The following is a 20,675-nucleotide window of genomic DNA, read 5'->3' on the forward strand; positions in this document are numbered from 1 at the left end:
GACGCATGGAGTACGCGAAGATGCGCGCGATCGCCGAGGAGCTGGCCGAGTACGCCGAGCACCTCGAAGGCTCATGGACCGTGGAGATCGCGGCTTCCGGTCCGAAACTGGCGATGACGAGCCCGTCGAAGCGGCACGAGGGGACCATCCACCGCATCCGCGAACAGCTCAATCGGCAGATCCCGGACACTCATCCCGGTTACGTGTGCGCCAATGGCTTCGAAATCGAGCACCCCTCGGCCGGCCGCATGCGACTACCCGATGCAGCGGTATTCCCCGAGGCCGCATTCGACGAGGACGGCCTGCCCGTCGACGCCTCCCAGGTGCTGGCCGTCGTCGAGATCGTCTCCCCCTCGAACCCCGACAACGACTACCGCGACAAACTCGCCGACTACCCGGCCATGGGCATCGAGCACTACCTGATCGTCGACCCGCGTACGGGCACCATCGAGGTCCACTCCGACCCCGCGGACGGCCGCTACCGCTCATCGGAGCCGTACATATACGGCGACTTGGTCCCCTTCGGCCCCTGGGCCGTGGACACCGCCGACTTCCGCCGCTACGGGAAGGCGGGCGACCGGGAGACCCGGTGACGGACGGAGCACGCCCGGACATGCCGACGCCCGGCCCCCGGTGTCGATACCGGGGGCCGGGCGTCAGGACTTGGCGTCAGGACTTGGCGTCGCCCTCCAGGGCCGCGAGGGCCGGGTCGAGGACGATGTCCTGCGCGCGGGCCTCGATGGTCGGGTCCTCCGGGAAGTGGCAGGCCGTGAGGTGCCCGGACCTGTTGCCGGAGATCTGGACCAGCGGGGGCTCCTCCGTGGCGCACTTGTCCTGCGCCTTCCAGCACCGCGTGCGGAACCGGCAGCCGGACGGCGGCATGACCGGGGAGGGCACGTCGCCCTCGAGCCGGATCCGCTCCCGCTTCTCTACGTCGAGGTCCGCCTCCGGCACGGCCGACATCAGCGCGTGCGTGTACGGGTGGCGCGGGCGGTTGTAGAGCGAGTCGCGGTCCGCGACCTCCATGATCTTGCCGAGGTACATCACGGCGACCCGCTGCGAGAAGTGCCGCACGATGGCCAGGTCGTGGGCGATGAAGACGAACGCGATGCCCATCTCCCGCTGAACCTTCTGGAGGAGGTTCACGACCTGCGCCTGGATCGACACGTCGAGCGCCGAGACCGGCTCGTCCGCCACGATCAGCTTCGGCTCCAGGGCCACCGCGCGGGCGACCCCGATGCGCTGGCGCTGACCGCCGGAGAACTCGTGCGGGAAGCGGTTGTAGTGCTCCGGGCTGAGGCCGACGATCTCCAGGAGTTCGCGCACCCGCTTCTCACGGCCACCGGGCGGGTTGATCCCGTTGATCTCCATCGGCCCCGCGATGATCGAGCCGACCGTCTGCCGCGGGTTCAGGGACGCGTACGGGTCCTGGAAGATCATCTGGATCTCGGACCTGATCGGCGCCAGCTGCTTGCGGTTCGCGTGGCTGATGTCCTGGCCCTTGTACGTGATGGTGCCCTGCGTGGGCTCGTACAAGCGGGTCAGCAGCCGGCCCGTGGTCGACTTGCCGCAGCCGGACTCGCCGACGAGGCCCAGGCTCTCGCCCGCGTAGACCTCGAAGTCCACGCCGTCGACGGCCTTGACCGCCCCGATGGTGCGGCGGATCGGGAAGCCGCCCTTGATCGGGAAGTGCTTCCGCAGATCCCGGACCTGGAGCAGCGGCTCTGTGTCGCTGTCACGCTGGCCGGGGATCGCGTCGTCGACCGCCGTGGTGGTGTTGCTCTTGTTGTCGCTCATGGTCAGGTCCTGTCTGGAGCCAGTCGCCGGTTTCAGCTCAGCGCAGCCGGGGCTGAATCGTCTCGATGAACACCTGCTGCTTCTGGTCCGCCGTCAGGTGGCAGGCGGAGCCGCGCCCCTCCGGGAGCTGCGGCCGCTCGCCCGAGCAGCGGTTCCCCGTCACCTTGTCGGTGAAGGCGCAGCGCGGGTGGAACGGGCAGCCCGAGGGCGGGTTGAGCAGCGACGGCGGTGAGCCGGGGATCGGCATCAGCGGCTCGTCGATGTCCGAGGTCAGTCGCGGCATCGAGCCCAGCAGGCCCCAGGTGTAGGGGTGCTGGGGCTGCTTGAGCACCTCGCGCACGCTGCCGCGCTCGACGGCCCGGCCCGCGTACATGACGAGCAGGTCGTCGGCCATGTTCGCGACGACACCCAGGTCGTGCGTGATCATGATGATCGCGGAGCCGAACTCCTGCTGCAGGTCCTTGAGCAGGTCGAGGATCTGCGCCTGGACCGTCACATCGAGGGCCGTGGTCGGCTCGTCGGCGATGAGCAGTTCGGGGTTGCAGGCGAGCGACATGGCGATCATGGCGCGCTGGCGCATGCCGCCGGAGAACTGGTGCGGGTAGTCGTCGACGCGCTGCTTGGGCTGCGGGATGCCGACCTTTTCGAGCATCTCGATGGCCCGGTCACGGCCCTCCTTCTTGGAGGCGCCGGTGTGCTTGCGGAACGGCTCGGCGATCTGGCGCCCCACCGTGTAGTACGGCGACAGGGCGGTCAGCGAGTCCTGGAAGATCATCGCCATCTTGTTGCCGCGGAGCTTCTCCAGCTCGGGCTCCGTGGCGGTGAGAAGCTCCTTGCCGTCGAGGAGGATCTCCCCGTCGATGGTGGTGTTCCTCTTGGGGTGCAGGCCGAGCACGGACAAGTTGGTGACCGACTTGCCGGAGCCGGACTCGCCGACGATGCCGAGCGTCTTGCCGCGCTCCAGGTCGAAGGAGAGGCCGTCCACCGCCTTGACGGTGCCGTCCTCTGTGGAGAACTGCACCCGCAGGTCGCGTACCGACAAGAACGCGTCGGAACCGGTCGGGGCCGGGGCGTCCTCGGGCTTGGTGAGTGTGGTCACGGGGGTTCTCCTAGGACAGCCGCACGCGCGGGTCGATCACGGCGTACAGGGCGTCCACGACGACATTGCAGAGGATGATGAAGGCGGCGCTGATGATCATGACGCCCATGAGGACCGGCAGGTCCTTCTCGGTGACCGACCTGATCGCCAGACGGCCCATCCCCGAGAGGTTGAAGGTCAGCTCGGTGACCATGCCGCCACTGAGCAGCGAGGCGATGTCCATGCCGAGGATGGTGATGATCGGGATGAGCGAGCCGCGCCAGGCGTACCGGAAGAAGACGAAGCGACTGCTCATGCCCTTGGCCTTGGCGGCCCTGACGTGCTCCTCCTGGAGCTGCTCGATCATCGAGGAGCGCGACATACGCGTGTAGTTGGCGGTGAAGATCGTCGCCATCACGATCCAGGGGATCAGCAGCCCCATGAACCAGGACGCCGGGTTCTCCCAGAACGACACGTACTTGGGCGACTTCAGCCAGCCGGTGCTGTAGACGAAGATGCCCATCACGATCGGGCCGAGCAGGTAGATCTGGAACGAGCTGGTCACCAGGGAGGCGCCGGAGAAGAGCTTGTCGATCCAGGTGCCGCGGAAGCGGGCGGCGGTCAGACCGGCTCCCAGGCCGGCGATGAGGAAGACGACCAGGCCGCCGAGCATGAGCGAGAGCGTCAGCGGGAGACGGTCCATCATCGTGTCCCAGACCATCTGGTTGTTCCGGAACGAGACGCCGAAGCACGGGGCGTCGCAGTGGCCCACCGCGAAGTCACGTCCGACGAAGATCCCCTTGAGGAACTCCCAGTACTGCACCGGAACCGGCTGATCGAGCCCCAGGTTCTTGTGAATGAGCGCCAGCGCGTCCGGGGTGCAGTTCTTGCCGCACGCGAGCGTCGCCGGGTCCTGTGGGATGGCGAAAAACATGAAGAACGTGAAGGCGCTGATCAGCAGGAGGATGAGTGCTGCGCCAGACGTCCGGCGTATGAGAAATCGAAGCATGGCAGAAAGCTGCTCTCAGGACGGCGGCGGTGGGAGACCAGGAGGGGATGTGCGGCGGCCCGGGGGCGAGAGCTCCGCCGCGCTCTCACCCCCGGGAACTGCCTTGTGCGAACTACTTCTTGAGGAAGATCCGCGTCGGGTCGGTGTAGTTGGTGACCGACGAGTAGCGCAGGCCGCCCACGTTGGATCCGGCGATCTGGAAGATCTTGGTGTAGTAGATCGGGGCAGCCGGGTTGATCTTCGTCGAGATGTACTCGGAGAGCTTCGCGTACTCCTTGGCGCGCTCGGACGCGTCCGCGATCTTCTGGATGCGGGCGCTCTCCGCGTTCACGTGCTTGTCGTTCACGTGGGAGTAGTTCGAGGCACCGTCCTGGATGTTGGCGCCGTCGTAGGACGGCGGGAAGACGGTGTTGCCGTCGGCCCAGTCCTGGCCCCAGCCGGTCATGTACAGGTCCATGCCGTTCTTGACCTTGCCCATCTGCTCGTACCAGGTGGCTTGGTCAACTTCCTTCTTCTGGATGTCGAGCCCGATCTTCTCCAGGTTGTTGATGATCAGGTTCGCCTGGGTGACGCGGACATCGACGTTGGCGAAGGCGTAGACGAGCTTCTTGCCCTTGGCGCCGGCCTCGTCGATCAGCTTCTTGGCCTTCTCGATGTCGCCGTTCGGCTTCTTGGCCCGGTTGAACGGGTCGAACTTCGGGTCGTAGCCCGGAGTGGAGGGCGACGTCAGCGAGTTGGCGGCGTCACCGCCGTAGGCGCCGCCGTCGGCGTGGCCGGCCGCGGTGCCCGGGATCGCCAGGGCGATGGCATCGCGGATCTTCTTGTCCTTGATGCGGTCCATGTTCATGTTCAGCTGCCACACGTACGGGCCGTAGCCCTGCACCGTGCGCTTCATGACCTTCTTGTCGGTCGTGATCTTCTGCAGCTGGGTGGCGTCGATCTGGCCGGAGAACATGACGGCGTTCTTGGCCTCGCCGCGGTCGGCCAGGATCGTCTTGGTCTGGTCGGCCTTGGAGACGTTGAAGTCGATGTTGAACCCGTCCACGTAGTTGTGGCGCATCGGGTCCGTCTTCTCGTCCCACTGGTCGTTGCGGACGAGCTTGAGGCTCTTGCCCGGCTTGAACGCGGAGATCTTGTACGGGCCGGTGGCGACCGGCTTCTGGTCGTACTTCTGCTTGGTGTCCGTCTTCTCGGGCACGACCGAGTACGCCGCCATGGCCAGGGCCTGCGGGACGTCGGTGTGCGCTTCCTTGAAGTGGAAGACGATGGTCTTGTCGTCCGGCGTGTCCAGGACCGAGTCCGGCAGGTGCTTGCCCTTGTAGGGGCCCGCGTACGCCTTGCGGTACGAGGTGCCGGAGCCGGACAGCCACTGCTGGATGTACGCCGGACCGTCCGTCAGGAACGAGGAGTACAGCCGCTCGATGGAGTGGCGGATGTCGGCCGACGTGATGGCGTGGCCGTTCTCGTCCTTGACCCCGTCCTTCAGCTCGAAGGTCCAGGTCTTGCCGCCGTCCGAGGACTTGCCCGCGTCCTTGGCGAGGTCACCGACGACCGTCTGGGTGCCCTTGTCGTCCTCGGTGTACGTGGTCAGACCGCGGTAGAGGAGCTTGGAGAGCAGACCGGCGTCGGAGACGTATATCTGGCCCGGGTCCAGGTGCGAGAAGTCGGTCTCCTGGTAGACCTGGGCGACGCCGCCCTTCCTGGCGCCCGGGACCGCCTTGGCCGGGCCGACCGACTGCTCCGCGGTGCCCATGACGACCGGCTTGGCCTGGGCCTTCGCGTCGTCCTTGGACTTGCCCACGGGCTTGTCGTTGTCGTTGCTGCCGCTGCTGCAGCCGGTCAGCGTGAGGGCGCCGACAGCGGCGGCGACGATCGTCGCCTGCGCCGTGCGCGAACGAAGGATGCTCATGGAGTTGAATCCACCTGCCTGTGAGTAGTGATCCTTGTGTGCTGCCTGACGCATCCGGCTGTGTCGGTCCGGCGCCCGGGTGGCAGCGACCCTCGGTGAGGCCTGCTCAGCGTCCGGTCTTGGGATCGAACGCGTCCCGGACCGAGTCACCGAAGAGGTTGAACGCCACGAAGAAGACGACCATGGCGACACCCGGGAAGTACAAGTAGGTCGGGTCCACCTCGTAGATCTTCGCCGCGGTCGCGAACATCAATCCCCAGTCGGGCGTGGGGTCTTGATAGCCGACGCCGACGAAGGAGAGGAAGGCGACCGAGAGGATGGTGCTGGGGAGCAGGTAGGTGCCCTGCACGATGATCGGCGTCACCAGGTTGGGCAGCAGCTCCTTGCGGATGATCCGCCAGGGCGAGGCACCCGCGACCTTCGCCGCCTCCACGAACTCCCGCTCGCGCAGCGACAGCGTCACCGCACGCACCAGGCGGGCCAGGGTCATCCAGGTGAGCATCCACATCACACCGGTGATGGCGAGGAACCGGACGTAGACCGGCGTCTCCTCGTCGGGAGCCACGAAGACGGTGACGATGACGGGCATGGCCGCGACCATGAACAGCTGGTTGGGCAGCGCCATCATGAAGTCGGTGAGCCGGCCGAGCCAGTAGTCGATCTTGCCGCCGAAGTAGCCGCTCGCCAGGCCGATCACGACGCCGAGGAGCACCATGCCGATCGTCGCGCACAGCGCGGTGTAGAGCGACGTACGCATGCCGTAGAGCAGATACGCGAACACGTCGCGCCCGTAGTTCGGGTCGATGCCGAACCAGTGCTCGGGCGACATACCACCGTTGGGCCCTGCCGGCAGGTTGAACTCGTTGAGGAGCGTCGGGTCGTCCTGGCCGTAGAAGGTGTACGGGTCCTTGCCGTACAGGCCGCAGATGACCGGGGCGAGCGCGGCTATCGCGAAGAAGGCCAGGACGATCCAGGCGGATATGACGCCCGTCCTGTCCCGCTTGAAGCGCCGCCACATCAACTGACCGGGGCTGCGCCCCTCGAGCTTCTTGGGCTCCTTCGCGTCGCCCTGCGGCGCGCTCTCCTTGTCCAAGGCGGAAGAGGTCTCGGCGCCCTCAATCTCGATTGGACTTGTCATGATTCGTCCATTTCACAGGTGTTGGAAGCCGCCGGAAGGTGAAGTCGATCCGGCGGCCGTCGCACGGCGTACGTCACTCGAAGCGCGCGAGAGGGACTGACGACTGGGGCGAGCAGGTCGGCCCACCCCTGAGGAAGTGTCAAAAACTGTCGCAGCGCCGGATCGTCACCTCGGCCGCCGGAGCACTACTGCGCACTCCCGCGGGGCCAACACCTGCTGTCCTGGACGACGCGACCCATATGGCGCATGCGGCACCTTGCATGGGTTCCTCCTCATGAGTCCACTTCGTTCACTGCAAGTGGAGGCAGAAGATCGCCAACCGGCCGACACCCCTGACGGCGAAGTTGACGCTGCCTCAGTGCGCTCGCGAGTCGCCGCCCCCCATTAGCGCGTGACCCTTTGACCCGAGCTCTACGCGGACCACTATTAGCCACAGCCGCTGTCGCGACCACACTCTTTTGGTCTCGGTTCGATCACACCTGATGCGTACTTCTCCCAAAATCCGGACAAACAGATCCGAGATAGAGGGCCACGAAACGGACGTGTTACATACCTATCGACCACCGGCGTCCGCATTCCGGACTGCGGGGTGGACTTAATCACTTGCGCCCGACGGGGTTTTGACCCCCTGTTGGGAGACATCACAACAGGGCATGTCACTCGGCATATCACTGCGCGTAGACCGCGTGAAGACTAGCGGCAACGCAAAGGGCCCGGCACCCCACTCGGGGGTACCGGGCCCAACTGCCGTCAGGCAGCGGTGGCTCAGCCGTGCTTGGCGCGCGAAGCGCTGCGGCCGCGCTCCTTGTGGTCCAGGACGACCTTGCGGATGCGGACGGCCTCCGGGGTCACCTCGACGCACTCGTCGTCGCGGCAGAACTCCAGGGACTGCTCCAGGGAGAGCTTGCGGGCCGGGACCACGTTCTCCGTGTTGTCCGCGGACGCGGCACGCATGTTGGTGAGCTTCTTCTCCTTGGTGATGTTCACGTCCATGTCGTCGGCGCGCGAGTTCTCACCAACGATCATGCCCTCGTACACCTCGGTGCCGGGCTCGGTGAACAGCACACCGCGCTCCTGGAGGTTCATCATCGCGAAGGGGGTGACCGCGCCGGCGCGGTCGGCGACCAGCGAGCCGTTGTTACGGGTCGTCAGCGTGCCGAACCACGGCTCGTGGCCCTCGTGGATCGAGTGGGCGATGCCCGTGCCGCGGGTGTTCGTCAGGAACTCCGTACGGAAGCCGATGAGGCCACGGGACGGGACGACGAACTCCATGCGGACCCAGCCGGAGCCGTGGTTCGACATGTTGTCCATGCGGCCCTTGCGGACGCCCATGAGCTGCGTGACGGCGCCCATGTGCTCCTCGGGGACGTCGACGGTCATGCGCTCGACCGGCTCGTGCGTCTTGCCGTCGACCTCCTTGGTGACGACCTGCGGCTTGCCGATCGTCAGCTCGAAGCCCTCGCGGCGCATCTGCTCGACCAGGATCGCGAGCGCCAGCTCACCGCGGCCCTGCACCTCCCAGGCGTCGGGGCGCTCGGTGTCCAGGACGCGCAGCGAGACGTTACCGATCAGCTCGCGCTGCAGGCGGTCCTTGACCTGGCGGGCGGTGACCTTGCGGTCCTTGACGGCCGCCTTGGCGTCCGCGCCCTTGCCCGTGCCACCGCGGCCGACCAGCGGCGAGGTGTTCGTACCGATGGTCATGGAGATCGCCGGCTGGTCCACCGTGATCAGCGGCAGCGCGACCGGGTTCTCCGGGTCGGCCAGCGTCTCGCCGATCATGATGTCGGGGATGCCCGCGACGGCGCAGATGTCACCGGGGCCCGCGACCTCGGCGGGCTTGCGGGTGAGCGCCTCGGTCATCATCAGCTCGCTGATGCGGACGTTCTGAACCGTGCCGTCGCGCTTCATCCAGGCCACGGTCTGGCCCTTGCGCAGCTCGCCCTGCTCGACACGGAGCAGCGCGATACGGCCGAGGAAGTTGTCGGCGTCGAGGTTGGTGACGTGGGCCTGGAGCGGCGCGTCCTCCTCGTACGTCGGGGCCGGGACGCTCTCCAGGATCGTGGAGAAGAACGGCTCCAGGTTGGTGGAGTCGGCCGGGACCGTGCCGTCCTCCGGCTTGGTCAGCGAGGCGATGCCGTCGCGACCGCAGGCGTAGACGATCGGGAACTCGATCTGGTCCTCGTCGGCGTCCAGGTCGAGGAAGAGGTCGTACGTCTCGTTGACGACCTCGTCGATGCGCGAGTCGGGCCGGTCCGTCTTGTTGATGCACAGGATGACGGGCAGACGCTGCTTGAGCGCCTTGCCGAGCACGAAGCGGGTCTGCGGGAGCGGGCCCTCGGAGGCGTCCACGAGCAGCACCACCGCGTCCACCATCGACAGGCCGCGCTCGACCTCACCACCGAAGTCGGCGTGGCCGGGGGTGTCGATGATGTTGATCGTGATGACCTCGCCGCCATCCTTGGGGTGATACTTCACCGCCGTGTTCTTGGCGAGGATCGTGATGCCCTTCTCACGCTCCAGGTCGTTCGAGTCCATCATGCGGTCGTCGAGCGACTCGGCAGCGTGGGCGGCGAAGGAGCCGGCCTGCTTGAGCATGGCGTCGACGATGGTCGTCTTGCCGTGGTCGACGTGGGCGACGATGGCGACGTTACGGATGTCGTGGCGCGTGGCCATATTGCGGCGTACTCCCGGAGTGAAGGGTCGGCTGCGCGTACTTCTTTGGTACACGCGCCCTGCCGGGCTGGACACGCCACGGCCTCACCCCATGGTACGTGGCTTGACGGCCGCCGGCTCCGCCGGGCCGGGCGGACCACCGCCGAAGCGCCGGTCCGCCCGGGAAAACCGCAGGTCAGCCAGCGTCCTCTGTGGGTGAGCCGGTGGCCTTCGCACCCGGCTTCAGGAAGCCGATGTCCTCGTAGGAGGGCTCCTGGAAGCCGAACGCCCCGGCGTTCACCAGGTTCGCCTTCGTCGCCACCAGTTCGGGCCGCTGGTAGAGCGGAATCGATCCTGCGGCGGCCCAGATGCGCTCGTCGGCCTGCCGGACGAGCGAGCGCTCCTTCTCCTGGTCGAGCTCCCCGACGGCCCTGTCGAAGAGCTGGTCGATGTGGTCGGTGCCGACCCGGGTGTAGTTCTGCTCGACCGTGAGCTCGCCGTCGGCGGCCGGGACCGGCTTGGCGTAGATCGGGCGGGCGTCGGTGGCCGGGTAGGCGGAGCCGGGCCACGAGTACAGCGCCAGGTCGTATTCGCCGGCCGCGACGTGGTCCTTGAAGTAGGTCTCGTCGTCGACCTTGGTGATGTCCGTACGGACGCCGATCTTCTGCAGCATGGCCGAGATCCGGTCGGCGACGGACTGCAGCTGCTCGGCGTCGGGGCCGGCGGGCAGCACGAAGTTCAGGGTCAGCGGCTTGCCGTCCTTGGCGAGCTGCCCCGAGGCGGCGCCGGCCTTGGCGCCTTCCTTGCCATGGGCCTCGCCGGCGTCCTTCGCGGCGGCCTGCTGCGGAGCGGGGGTGCCCTTCGGGGCGTACGCGCCGCGGGCCGCGCCCTGCTTCGCGTCGCCCGCGTGCTTGCCCTCCCGCTCGGCGGAGCGCACCTTCGCGGCGTCGGCCTGGTGCAGGAGCGCGGAGTGCTGCGCGTCGGCGAGGGCGCCGGGGCCGAGCAGCGGGGGCGCGGCGTCGCCGGGCTTCGCGTCGTCCGGCTTCTGGTCGTCCTCGCCCATGATGTACGTGCCGTCGCCCGCGGCCTTGGACTCGGCCGCGGCGCCCTCCGCCTTGCCGCCCGCCGTCTTGGGCTTCTGCTGCTTCTCCTCGACCGGGCCGCCGCGCACCCAGCCCGCCTCGGCGAGCAGGGCCTGCGCCTTGTCGGCGTCCTGCTCGCCGAGCGCGTCGCTGTTGTCGGCGTAGGCGGCCTGACCGGAGAGGGCGAGGTGGCTGCCGACGGTCTCGGCCGGCAGGCCGAGCGGCTTGAGCACACTCTCGGCGAGCTTTCCGCGGTCGAGGGCGCGGGCGACGGCCTGGCGCACCCGCTCGTCGGCGAGCGGGCCGCTCGAACCGTTCAGGGCGAGCTGCGTATAGGCGGGTTCGAGCGACTTGCGGACGACGAAGCCGTTCAGCCCCGTCTGTTCCTTCGCGTACTTCTGCGCGGCCTTGCGGGTCTTCGCGCGGGCCTCCAGCTCCGCCTCCGCGACCTCCCAGTCCTCGTTGTGCGCCCGCGCCCAGGAGCGCAGCGCCTCACCGGAGGTGCCGCCGGTGCCGGGGCCGTGCGCGAGCGGGCCCGACGCACCCTTGTCGCGGGCGGCGTACGCGATGCGCTCGGCTGCCTCCGGGTCGACATCGGCGAGGTCCAGCTTGCCCGCGGCGAGCGCGGCGGGCCGCTCGTCGCGCGGCACGGCGGTGAGTTCCAGCTTCTGGAGCTTGGCCGGGCGGCCCCACCAGCGGGGGTTGCGCTCCAGCGTGACCTGCTTGCCGCCCCGGTCGATCTCGCCGAGCGCGAAGGGGCCCGCGGTCACCTTGAGCGCGCTGCGCGCGCCCTCGTTGAAGGCGTCCGGGGTCCCCATGACGTCCTTGGGGTACAGCGGCGAGAAGAGCGAGCGCCAGTCCGCGTACGGCTTCGCGAACGTGACCCGCACCTCCAGGTCGTTCTTGCCGCGCTCGACGTTCTCGATGCGGTTGTAGCCCGCGTTGTGGGCGGTCCAGTACGCGCTGTTCCTCCCGGACAGGGCGCGCCACTGCGCGGCGAAGTCCGCGGCGCCGATCTCCCGGCCGTCGCTCCACACCGCCTGCTGGTTCAGCTTGTACAGCACGACCTGCTTGGGCTCGGTCTTGATGACCTCGGCCTTCTCCAGGTAGTCGGAGTCGGCCTGCGGGCGCCCCTGCGCGTCGAGCCGGAACATCGAGGGCAGCACGGCCCCGGTGACCCGGCTGGTGGCCGCGTCCGCGTCGGCCTGGAAGGAGTTGAGGGTCTGCGGCACGTCGTCGATCGCCCACCGCAGCGTGCCACCGTCCTTGATCTGCGTACGGGCGGCCGAGGCGACGTCGGGTCCGGCGGCGGGTCGGCCCGCCTCGTCGTCGGAGCCGCACCCGGCGAGCGCGGTCACGGCGAGCGCGCCGCTCACGAGGAACGCGGCCGAGCGCGCGGCGGCTCGTGGGCGCCTGGGGACGTGGGGCATCACGGGTACCTCCGGGGCTGGCCGGTTTTGTCTCATTTGGCGGTATATGGAGCTGATCACATCTATCGGCCAACTGAAGTGGATCCGGGGAGAGGCGCCGTCCGACACGCCCGCAGGGCACCTGAAAGCCACCCGTGCGGCCCAAAGGAACCCATGGCGCACCGGCAATCCGCACGGATCCCTTCACAAACGGCAATGTGACGCGCGACACTCGCAGGCGCATGAGCAACTCCGCCGCACCAGCGGAAGCGAGGCCAAATCATGTCCCTGCACGACGACTTGACGGCAATTCAGCGCTGTGTCGACGATCTCGCGCGCGCCGTGGGACGCCTGCAGCCCCAGCTCGAGGGCGTCGCGGGAGGCCCGGATCTTCGCCGGGTGCGCGCCGACACGGCGCATCTGCGCGAGAGCGTCGCCCTGCTGCGCGAGTCGGCCGCGAGCCCGGACACACCGCGCCGTCCCGACCTCGTGACGATCTCCGACGCCCCGTACGACAGGTCCCTGTGGACCGACTCGGACGACGAAGGGCTCGGCGCCCGGGACCGCCACGCACCCTGACCCGCCCTCATCCGCATCCCCATCCCCGTCCCCCGTCCCCCGTCCCTGCGAGCGGAGGCTTCGTTGGCCACCGGCACGGAACCCACCAGTACCGAAGACCCCCATACCGAAGGCGGCACCGGCGTCCGAGGCCGGACCCGTGCCGCGATCTCCGCGCCCCATCTGCGCACGGACCGCTGGTGGCTGGCCCCGGCCGCGACCGCGGGCGGACTGTTCGCCTTCATCGTCTACTCGACGTGGCGGGCCTTCGCGAACGCCGACTACTACGCGGCCCCCTACGTCTCGCCGTTCTACTCGCCCTGCCTCGCGGACAACTGCGAACCGATGCGGGGCGGCCCCAACTGGGAGATCTTCGGCGGCTGGTGGGGCCTGTCCCCCGCCCTGCTGATCCTGATCTTCCCGCTGGGCTTCCGGCTGACCTGCTACTACTACCGCAAGGCCTACTACCGCGGTTTCTGGGCGTCACCGCCGGCCTGCGCGGTGGCCGAGCCGCACAAGAAGTACAGCGGTGAGACGAAGTTCCCGCTGATCCTCCAGAACATCCACCGCTACTTCTTCTACGCGGCCGTCCTCGTCGCCTGCATCCTGACCTACGACACGGTCCTCGCGTTCCGCGACGAGAACTACGAGTGGGGCCACATGGGCCTCGGCACGCTGGTCTTCCTCCTGAACATCGCGCTGATCTGGGCCTACACGATCTCCTGCCACTCGTGCCGGCACATCGTGGGCGGACGCCTCAAGCACTTCTCGAAACACCCGGTGCGCTATCGGCTCTGGGGCTGGGTAGGAAAACTGAATGCCCGTCACATGCTGCTCGCCTGGGCCTCGTTGGTGAGCGTCGCGCTCGCCGACTTCTATGTGTACCTGGTCGCGTCCGGCGCCTTCGACGATCCGCGGTTCTTCTAATGGTGGGGGCTTTCTGATGAGCGTGGTGGAGCGGCAGCAGTGGGATGTTGTCGTGGTGGGCGCCGGTGGCGCAGGGCTCCGGGCCGCGATCGAGGCGCGTGAGCGGGGCGCCCGTACGGCGGTGATCTGCAAGTCACTGTTCGGCAAGGCCCACACGGTGATGGCGGAGGGCGGCATCGCCGCCTCCATGGGCAATGTGAACTCACACGACAGCTGGCAGGTGCACTTCCGCGACACGATGCGCGGCGGCAAATTCCTCAACCAGTGGCGGATGGCGGAGCTGCACGCGCAGGAAGCCCCCGACCGCGTATGGGAGTTGGAGACCTGGGGCGCGCTGTTCGACCGGACCGGTGACGGGCGGATCTCGCAGCGGAACTTCGGCGGGCACGAGTACCCGCGGCTCGCGCACGTCGGCGACCGTACCGGCCTCGAACTGATCCGCACGCTCCAGCAGAAGATCGTCCAGCTCCAGCAGCAGGACTTCAAGGAGACCGGCGACTACGAGTCCGGCCTCAAGGTCTTCCAGGAGTGCACGGTCACCCGCGTCCTGAAGGACGAGGAGGGGCAGGTCTCCGGCACCTTCTGCTACGAGCGGGAGAGCGGGCGCTTCTTCGTCATCGAGGCGCCGAGCGTGGTCCTGGCGACCGGTGGCATCGGCAAGTCCTTCAAGGTGACGTCGAACTCGTGGGAGTACACGGGCGACGGGCACGCGCTCGCGCTGCTGGCCGGGGCGCCGCTGCTGAACATGGAGTTCGTGCAGTTCCACCCGACGGGCATGGTCTGGCCGCCCTCGGTGAAGGGGATCCTGGTCACTGAGTCGGTGCGCGGCGACGGCGGTGTGCTGCGCAACTCCGAGGGCAAGCGGTTCATGTTCGACTACGTCCCCGACGTCTTCAAGGAGAAGTACGCGCAGTCGGAGGAGGAGGGCGACCGCTGGTACGAGGACCCGGACCACAACCGCCGGCCTCCTGAGCTGCTGCCGCGCGACGAGGTGGCGCGGGCGATCAACTCCGAGGTGAAGGCGGGCCGCGGCACGCCGCACGGCGGTGTGTTCCTGGACGTCTCGACCCGGATGCCCGCCGAGACGATCCGGCGTCGACTGCCCTCCATGTACCACCAGTTCAAGGAGCTGGCGGACGTCGACATCACGGCCGAGGCGATGGAGGTCGGGCCGACCTGTCACTACGTGATGGGCGGCATCGCGGTCGACTCGGACACGGCGGCGGCGCGCGGTGTGCCGGGTCTGTACGCGGCCGGTGAGGTGGCCGGTGGCATGCACGGCTCCAACCGGCTCGGCGGCAACTCGCTCTCCGACCTGCTGGTGTTCGGCCGCAGGGCGGGCCTGCACGCGGCGACGTACGCCGTCTCGCGCCGCACGGCGCGTCCGACCGTGGCCGACGAGCTGATCGACACGGCGGCGGCCGAGGCGCTTCGCCCGTTCTCGGCGGAGTGTCAGGAGGAGGGCGTCACGCCCGAGAATCCGTACACCCTGCACCAGGAGCTCCAGCAGACGATGAACGACCTCGTCGGCATCATCCGGCGGGAGGCCGAGATGGGGCAGGCGCTGCGCAAGCTCGCGGATCTGCGGGTGCGGGCGCGGCGGGCCGGGGTCGAGGGGCACCGCCAGTTCAATCCGGGCTGGCACCTGGCACTCGACCTGCGGAACATGCTCCTGGTCAGCGAGTGCGTCGCGCGGGCCGCGCTGGAGCGCACGGAGTCGCGCGGCGGGCACACCCGCGAGGACTACCCGGCGATGGACCGGGAGTGGCGGCGCGCGAATCTGCTGTGCCAACTCCGGGATCCCACCGGCGGGTTGGCGGCCACGGACCCGGTGCGCGGCCAGATCACGCTCACCCGCGAGACCACCGAACCCGTCCGCGCCGACCTGCTCGCCCTGTTCGAGAAGGAGGAGCTGGTGAAGTACCTGGCCGAAGAGGAGCTTTTCGAGTGAGCAGCTACGAGGCGGCCTTCCGGGTGTGGCGGGGCGACGTCGGCGGGGGCGGCCTGGAGGACTTCAAGGTCGAGGTGAACGACGGCGAGGTGGTCCTCGACATCATCCACCGCCTCCAGGCGACGCAGGCCCCCGACCTGGCGGTCCGCTGGAACTGCAAGGCGGGCAAGTGCGGTTCGTGCTCCGCGGAGATCAACGGCCGGCCGCGGCTGCTGTGCATGACGCGCATGTCCGTGTTCACCCGCGACGAGGTGATCACGGTGACGCCCTTGCGTGCCTTCCCCGTCGTGCGCGACCTCGTCACCGACGTCGGCTTCAACTACACGAAGGCCCGCGAGGTTCCGGCCTTCGTTCCGCCGGCCGGGGTCGGGCCCGGTGAGTACCGAATGATGCAGGAGGACGTCGACCGCTCGCAGGAGTTCCGCAAGTGCATCGAGTGCTTCCTGTGCCAGGACACCTGCCATGTCGTCCGCGACCACGAGGACAACAAGACGGCCTTCGCGGGCCCCCGCTTCCTGATGCGCGTGGCGGAACTCGACATGCACCCCTTGGACGCGGCCTCCGACGACGGCCTCGACCGCAAACGCACGGCCCAGGACGAACACGGTCTCGGCTACTGCAACATCACCAAGTGCTGCTCGGAGGTCTGCCCCGAGGGCATCCACATCACGGACAACGCCCTGATCCCCCTGAAGGAACGGGCGGCCGACCGCAAGTACGATCCGGTGGTGTGGCTGGGCAACAAGATCCGCCGTCGCACCTCTTGAGCCCCTGCGGCGATTGAGCAGCGGGGTCCGGGGCAGAGCCCCGAGCCGTGTGCGGACGGTGCCGCCGTCGAGCGATGAAGGGGCACCCCACGCTCGGGGTGCCCCTTCATCACCGGTCAACCGACGGAGTCAGTCCGTGCCGGATTCCATCGCCGCGCGGTCCAACGCCTCGTCCTCCGCGGAGATCTCGCCGCGGGAGGCGATCGCCTGGGCGCCGCCCTCCGGCATGGTGCCGACGAGGCCGGCGACCGGGCTGCCCTCGCCGAGGAGACCAAGGCCCGCGTACTGCTCGAGCTTGCCGCGCGAGTCGGCGATGTCGAGGTTGCGCATGGTCAGCTGGCCGATCCGGTCGACCGGGCCGAACGCCGAGTCCTCGGTGCGCTCCATGGAGAGCTTGTCCGGGTGGTACGAGAACGCCGGGCCCGTCGTGTCGAGGATCGAGTAGTCCTCGCCGCGCCGCAGCCGCAGGGTGACCTCGCCGGTGATCGCGGCGCCGACCCAGCGCTGGAGCGACTCGCGGATCATCAGGGCCTGCGGGTCGAGCCAGCGGCCCTCGTACATCAGCCGGCCGAGACGCCGGCCCTCGGAGTGGTACTGGGCGACCGTGTCCTCGTTGTGGATCGCGTTGACCAGGCGCTCGTACGCGGCGAACAGGAGGGCCATGCCCGGCGCCTCGTAGATGCCGCGGCTCTTGGCCTCGATGATCCGGTTCTCGATCTGGTCGGACATGCCCAGGCCGTGACGGCCGCCGATCGCGTTGGCCTCCATCACCAGGTCGACGGCGGAGGCGAACTCCTTGCCGTTGATCGTGACCGGGCGGCCCTGCTCGAAGCCGATCGTGACGTCCTCGGTGGGGATCTCCACCGACGGGTCCCAGAACTTGACGCCCATGATCGGCTCGACCGTCTCGAGCGAGACGCTCAGGTGCTCGAGCGTCTTGGCCTCGTGCGTGGCACCCCAGATGTTGGCGTCCGTGGAGTACGCCTTCTCCGCCGAGTCCCGGTAGGGCAGGCCGTGCTCGACCAGCCACTCCGACATCTCCTGCCGGCCGCCGAGCTCGGTCACGAAGTCCGCGTCGAGCCACGGCTTGTAGATCCGCAGGTTCGGGTTGGCGAGCAGACCGTAGCGGTAGAACCGCTCGATGTCGTTGCCCTTGTACGTCGAGCCGTCGCCCCAGATCTGGACGTTGTCCTCCAGCATCGCCCGCACCAGGAGCGTGCCGGTGACCGCGCGGCCGAGCGGCGTCGTGTTGAAGTACGCGCGACCGCCCGAGCGGATGTGGAACGCGCCGCAGGTCAGCGCGGCAAGACCCTCCTCGACGAGGGCGGCCTTGCAGTCGACGGCACGCGCGATCTCGGCGCCGTACGCCTGCGCGCGGGCGGGCACGCCGTCGATGTCGGGCTCGTCGTACTGGCCGATGTCGGCGGTGTACGTGCACGGGACGGCGCCCTTGTCACGCATCCACGCGACGGCGACCGACGTGTCGAGGCCGCCCGAGAAGGCGATGCCGACGCGCTCGCCGGCCGGGAGGGATGTGAGGACCTTGGACATAGGAAGAGTATGCATGACGATGCATGACCATGCAAAGGGGGGTGGAGTGATGTGTTCGGCGTCACCACAGGTGACCGCGCCGAAGGCCGGACAGCTCCCCGGTCAGAACAGGCTGAGCAGCGCCTCCGTCGGATCCGCCAGACCCGTCTCCCCGTCCGGCAGCGGCAGCTCGAACCAGACCGTCTTCCCGCGCGGTGTCCGGCGCGCGCCCCACGCCGCGCTCAGCAGCCCGACGAGCTGAAGCCCCCGGCCACCCTCGTCCGTGTCCCGCGCCCGGCGCCGGCGCGGTTGCACGAGACCCGCGTCCCACACCTCGCACACCAGCGTGCGGTCGAGGAGGAGGCGGAGCCTGATGTCGCCCTCGCCGTACCGCAGTGCGTTGGTGACCAGCTCGCTGACCAGCAGTTCCGACGTGTCGACGAGGGCTTCGAGGCCCCAGCTCGACAGCTGCGCCCGCGCGTGCTCGCGGGCCCTGCCCACCGACTTCGGCTCGCGCGGCAGGGTCCAGTCGCCGACGTTCTCGCTCGGCAGCCCCTCCACACGGGCCATGAGGAGCGCGATGTCGTCCTCACCGTGATGCGTGTCGAGGGTGTTCAGGACGTGGTCACAGACGTCCTCAAGGGCCGGGGAGGGATCGTCGAGCGCGTTGCGGAAGGCGGAAAGGCCCTCGTCGAGCGGATGATCGCGGGATTCCACCAGGCCGTCCGTGTAGAGGGCGAGCAGTGCGCCCTCCGGGATCTCCACCTCCACCTCCTCGAACGGCTCGCCGCCGACGCCGAGCGGCATCCCCGGCGGTACGTCGAGCATGAGCGCGCTCTCGCCGGGTTCGACGAGGACCGGCGGCAGGTGGCCCGCGTTCGCGAACGTGCAGCGCCGGGTGACCGCGTCGTACACCGCGTAGACACAGGTGGCGAGGTACACCTCGGAGAGGTCCTCGCCGCCGAAGGAGCGCGCGGAGCGGGCGGGGCGGGTGCCCTGCTGGGCGCCGCCGGGGGTGCCGAGGCCGCGGGCGATCTCGTCCAACGCGCTGAGCACTTCGGCGGGTTCGAGGTCCAGCAGGGACAACGTACGTACGGCGGTGCGCAGTTCGCCCATGGCGACGGCGGCGCGCAGGCCGCGCCCCATGACGTCACCGATGACCAACGCTGTTCGGTGTCCCGGGAGTTCGATGACGTCGAACCAGTCGCCGCCGACCTCGGTGGCGGCGTTGCCGGGCCGGTAGCGGCAGGCGATGTCGAGCCCGGCGGCCTCCGGGTCGTCCGGCGGCAGCAGGGAGCGCTGCAGGATCAGGGCGCGCTCGTGCTCGCGGCGGTAGAGGCGCGCGTTGTCGATACAGACCGCGGCGCGGGCGGCCAGCTCCATGGCGAGCGTCCGGTCCCGTTCGTTGAAGGGCTCGCTGCCCTTCGTACGGGAGAACTGCACGAGCCCGACGACCGTGTCGTGCGCGACCATCGGCACGGCGAGCGTGGACTGCACGAGGCCGCGCTGCTCGGTGGGCAGCGTCTGCGGCCGCGCGGTGCGCAGGGCGTGCGCGCAGGGTGAGTTGAACGCGAAGCGGTGCACCGCCCCCACGTTGACGGGGGCCTCCCCGCCGAGGTCGAGGAACGGCATGTCGGCGACGGCGCTCGCGGCGGCCACCCTGCGCAGTTCGGCGCTGCCGTCGGCGAGGCCCGGCGGGGCCTCGTCGCCCGCGAGCAGCCCCTGGTACAGGTCGACGGAGGCGAGGTCGCAGAAGCCGGGGACGACGACGTCGAGGAGTTCGCGGGCGGTCGTCTCCAGGTCGAGCGAGTTGCCGATCCGGGAGCCCGCCTCGTTCAGGAGCGCCAGGTTGCGGCGGGCGTGCGCGGCCTCGCGGGCGGCGGCGTGCCTGCGGGTGACGTCGGTGGCGAGGCCCGCGACGCCGATGGGGCGGCCCGAACCGCTGTGCACACGGTAGAGGTTGATGGACCAGTGCCGCCGCTCGGTGGACTCCGGGGCGGGGCCGACCAGTTGCATGTCGGTGACCGCGTCGCCCGTCTCCAGGACCCGGCGCAGCGCGCCCTGTACCCGGTCGGCCTCGTGCCGCGGCAGATAGTCGTGGACGGTGCGGCCCCGGTGGTCGTCGACGTGTCCGCCGAAGACCGAGGTGAGGGTGCGGTTGGTGCGCTGGACCTTGAGGTCGGTGCCGAACAGCAGGAAGCCGAAGGGGGATTGGCCGAAAATCGCCTGCGAGGCCGCGAGGTCGGTCTCCATGTGGCGCAGGGTCCGTACGTCGACGACGATGCACACCGCGGCGCGCTCGCCGGACTCGGTGGTCGTCGGCATCACATAGATCTCGGCGAGCCCGGTCGGCCCCGCACCCGCCACGAGCGGCGCCTCCGCTCGCGGTTCCGCTTCCGTCGCCTCTTCGGGGTCGGGCGCCGGTACGCGGAACGGGACGACGCCCGTCCACTCCTGTCCGTCCAGGATCTCCGCCATCTTGCGGTGGCCGCGCTCACGCAGGTCCGCGGGGACGAAGGCCTCGATGGGGTCCTTGCCCACGGCCTCCTGGGACGGGACCCCGAAGAGCTCGGCGGCCCGCCGGCTCCACTGCTCGATCGCGCCGTCGGAGCCGATCGAGAAGGAGGCGACCTTGATGTAGTCGTAGATCGAACCCGGTGGGCTCGCCTGCCAGAGGTCGGTGCGGCCGAGGGACTCCTCGGGGAGAGCCGGGGAAGCGTCCGGTTCCGGTTCCGGGATCGGTTCCGCACGCTCCGTGCCCGCGGCATCAGGAGCGTCACCGCCCAGCGGCACCCGCTCCGCGCGCGGCGCCGAGGCCGCGCCCGAGGAGTCCTCGGACGCCCTGCCCTTCGCTGGTATCTCGCTCAC

14 protein-coding genes are annotated in these 20,675 nt (G+C 68.9%); 5 read left to right on the plus strand and 9 right to left on the minus strand.

Annotated features, from left to right (window positions below; genetic code table 11):
• The first annotated feature begins 5 nt into the window (after nucleotides 1–5).
• Nucleotides 6–593, plus strand: a complete 588-nt coding sequence (locus ACFYWS_RS05400; protein WP_389269798.1) for a Uma2 family endonuclease — start codon at nucleotides 6–8, stop codon at nucleotides 591–593.
• 76 nt (nucleotides 594–669) lie between these two features.
• Here ACFYWS_RS05400 and ACFYWS_RS05405 read toward each other — a convergent pair whose 3' ends face one another.
• The 7 genes from ACFYWS_RS05405 to ACFYWS_RS05435 all read right to left on the minus strand — a co-directional run bounded on the left by ACFYWS_RS05405 (nucleotide 670) and on the right by ACFYWS_RS05435 (nucleotide 12,095).
• The gene (locus ACFYWS_RS05405; protein WP_389269800.1) at nucleotides 670–1,797 is read right to left on the minus strand and encodes an ABC transporter ATP-binding protein; all 1,128 of its coding nucleotides are present in this window, start codon (nucleotides 1,795–1,797) and stop codon (nucleotides 670–672) included.
• 37 nt (nucleotides 1,798–1,834) lie between these two features.
• Nucleotides 1,835–2,896 carry an ABC transporter ATP-binding protein gene (locus ACFYWS_RS05410; RefSeq protein ID WP_389269802.1) on the minus strand — a complete coding sequence of 354 codons (1,062 nt, stop codon included), beginning with the start codon at nucleotides 2,894–2,896 and terminating at the stop codon, nucleotides 1,835–1,837.
• A gap of 10 nt (nucleotides 2,897–2,906) precedes the next feature.
• Nucleotides 2,907–3,884, minus strand: coding sequence for an ABC transporter permease (locus ACFYWS_RS05415; protein ID WP_389269804.1), 978 nt, complete (start codon nucleotides 3,882–3,884; stop codon nucleotides 2,907–2,909).
• Nucleotides 3,885–3,996: 112 nt separating this feature from the next.
• Nucleotides 3,997–5,793 carry an ABC transporter substrate-binding protein gene (locus ACFYWS_RS05420; protein WP_389269806.1) on the minus strand — a complete coding sequence of 599 codons (1,797 nt, stop codon included), beginning with the start codon at nucleotides 5,791–5,793 and terminating at the stop codon, nucleotides 3,997–3,999.
• 106 nt (nucleotides 5,794–5,899) lie between these two features.
• The gene (locus ACFYWS_RS05425) at nucleotides 5,900–6,931 is read right to left on the minus strand and encodes an ABC transporter permease (RefSeq protein ID WP_389269808.1); all 1,032 of its coding nucleotides are present in this window, start codon (nucleotides 6,929–6,931) and stop codon (nucleotides 5,900–5,902) included.
• A gap of 765 nt (nucleotides 6,932–7,696) precedes the next feature.
• On the minus strand, nucleotides 7,697–9,604 hold the full coding sequence (gene typA, locus ACFYWS_RS05430) for a translational GTPase TypA (protein ID WP_389269810.1): 1,908 nt from the start codon (nucleotides 9,602–9,604) through the stop codon (nucleotides 7,697–7,699).
• A gap of 175 nt (nucleotides 9,605–9,779) precedes the next feature.
• Entirely contained in the window at nucleotides 9,780–12,095 is a 2,316-nt protein-coding gene (locus ACFYWS_RS05435) for an ABC transporter substrate-binding protein (protein ID WP_389269812.1), read from the minus strand.
• A gap of 261 nt (nucleotides 12,096–12,356) precedes the next feature.
• On the opposite strand from ACFYWS_RS05435, the gene ACFYWS_RS05440 reads away from it, so the two are divergent.
• From ACFYWS_RS05440 to ACFYWS_RS05455, 4 genes are all read left to right on the plus strand, one after another.
• The gene (locus ACFYWS_RS05440; RefSeq protein WP_389269814.1) at nucleotides 12,357–12,653 is read left to right on the plus strand and encodes a hypothetical protein; all 297 of its coding nucleotides are present in this window, start codon (nucleotides 12,357–12,359) and stop codon (nucleotides 12,651–12,653) included.
• 63 nt (nucleotides 12,654–12,716) lie between these two features.
• Nucleotides 12,717–13,559, plus strand: a complete 843-nt coding sequence (locus ACFYWS_RS05445) for a hypothetical protein (protein WP_389269816.1) — start codon at nucleotides 12,717–12,719, stop codon at nucleotides 13,557–13,559.
• 16 nt (nucleotides 13,560–13,575) lie between these two features.
• Nucleotides 13,576–15,510 carry a fumarate reductase/succinate dehydrogenase flavoprotein subunit gene (locus tag ACFYWS_RS05450; protein WP_389269818.1) on the plus strand — a complete coding sequence of 645 codons (1,935 nt, stop codon included), beginning with the start codon at nucleotides 13,576–13,578 and terminating at the stop codon, nucleotides 15,508–15,510.
• A complete protein-coding gene (locus tag ACFYWS_RS05455; protein WP_389269820.1) occupies nucleotides 15,507–16,277 on the plus strand; it encodes a succinate dehydrogenase/fumarate reductase iron-sulfur subunit in 771 nt (256 codons plus the stop codon). Before ACFYWS_RS05450 ends, ACFYWS_RS05455 begins: the two co-directional genes overlap by 4 nt.
• A gap of 129 nt (nucleotides 16,278–16,406) precedes the next feature.
• Here the strand turns inward: ACFYWS_RS05455 and argG are convergent, their stop codons facing one another.
• Together argG and ACFYWS_RS05465 are read right to left on the minus strand one after the other, a co-directional pair.
• Nucleotides 16,407–17,828 (minus strand): argininosuccinate synthase, encoded by a 1,422-nt coding sequence (gene argG, locus ACFYWS_RS05460; protein WP_389269822.1) that lies wholly within the window; start codon nucleotides 17,826–17,828, stop codon nucleotides 16,407–16,409.
• Between the two features lie 102 nt (nucleotides 17,829–17,930).
• A complete protein-coding gene (locus tag ACFYWS_RS05465) occupies nucleotides 17,931–20,675 on the minus strand; it encodes a SpoIIE family protein phosphatase (RefSeq protein WP_389269824.1) in 2,745 nt (914 codons plus the stop codon).

The organism is Streptomyces sp. NPDC002795 (assembly GCF_042888725.1).
In the GTDB taxonomy this organism is placed as follows: Bacteria; Actinomycetota; Actinomycetes; order Streptomycetales; family Streptomycetaceae; genus Streptomyces.

What these genes read in the sequence shown, in the direction of transcription:
- ACFYWS_RS05400 (WP_389269798.1), top strand. Translation starts at nt 6, where the DNA reads ATGGAGTACGCGAAGATGCGCGCGATCGCCGAGGAGCTGGCCGAGTAC.
- ACFYWS_RS05405 (WP_389269800.1), bottom strand. Translation starts at nt 1,797, where the DNA reads ATGAGCGACAACAAGAGCAACACCACCACGGCGGTCGACGACGCGATC.
- ACFYWS_RS05415 (WP_389269804.1), bottom strand. Translation starts at nt 3,884, where the DNA reads ATGCTTCGATTTCTCATACGCCGGACGTCTGGCGCAGCACTCATCCTC.
- ACFYWS_RS05420 (WP_389269806.1), bottom strand. Translation starts at nt 5,793, where the DNA reads ATGAGCATCCTTCGTTCGCGCACGGCGCAGGCGACGATCGTCGCCGCC.
- ACFYWS_RS05425 (WP_389269808.1), bottom strand. Translation starts at nt 6,931, where the DNA reads ATGACAAGTCCAATCGAGATTGAGGGCGCCGAGACCTCTTCCGCCTTG.
- typA (WP_389269810.1), bottom strand. Translation starts at nt 9,604, where the DNA reads ATGGCCACGCGCCACGACATCCGTAACGTCGCCATCGTCGCCCACGTC.
- ACFYWS_RS05435 (WP_389269812.1), bottom strand. Translation starts at nt 12,095, where the DNA reads ATGCCCCACGTCCCCAGGCGCCCACGAGCCGCCGCGCGCTCGGCCGCG.
- ACFYWS_RS05440 (WP_389269814.1), top strand. Translation starts at nt 12,357, where the DNA reads ATGTCCCTGCACGACGACTTGACGGCAATTCAGCGCTGTGTCGACGAT.
- ACFYWS_RS05450 (WP_389269818.1), top strand. Translation starts at nt 13,576, where the DNA reads ATGAGCGTGGTGGAGCGGCAGCAGTGGGATGTTGTCGTGGTGGGCGCC.
- argG (WP_389269822.1), bottom strand. Translation starts at nt 17,828, where the DNA reads ATGTCCAAGGTCCTCACATCCCTCCCGGCCGGCGAGCGCGTCGGCATC.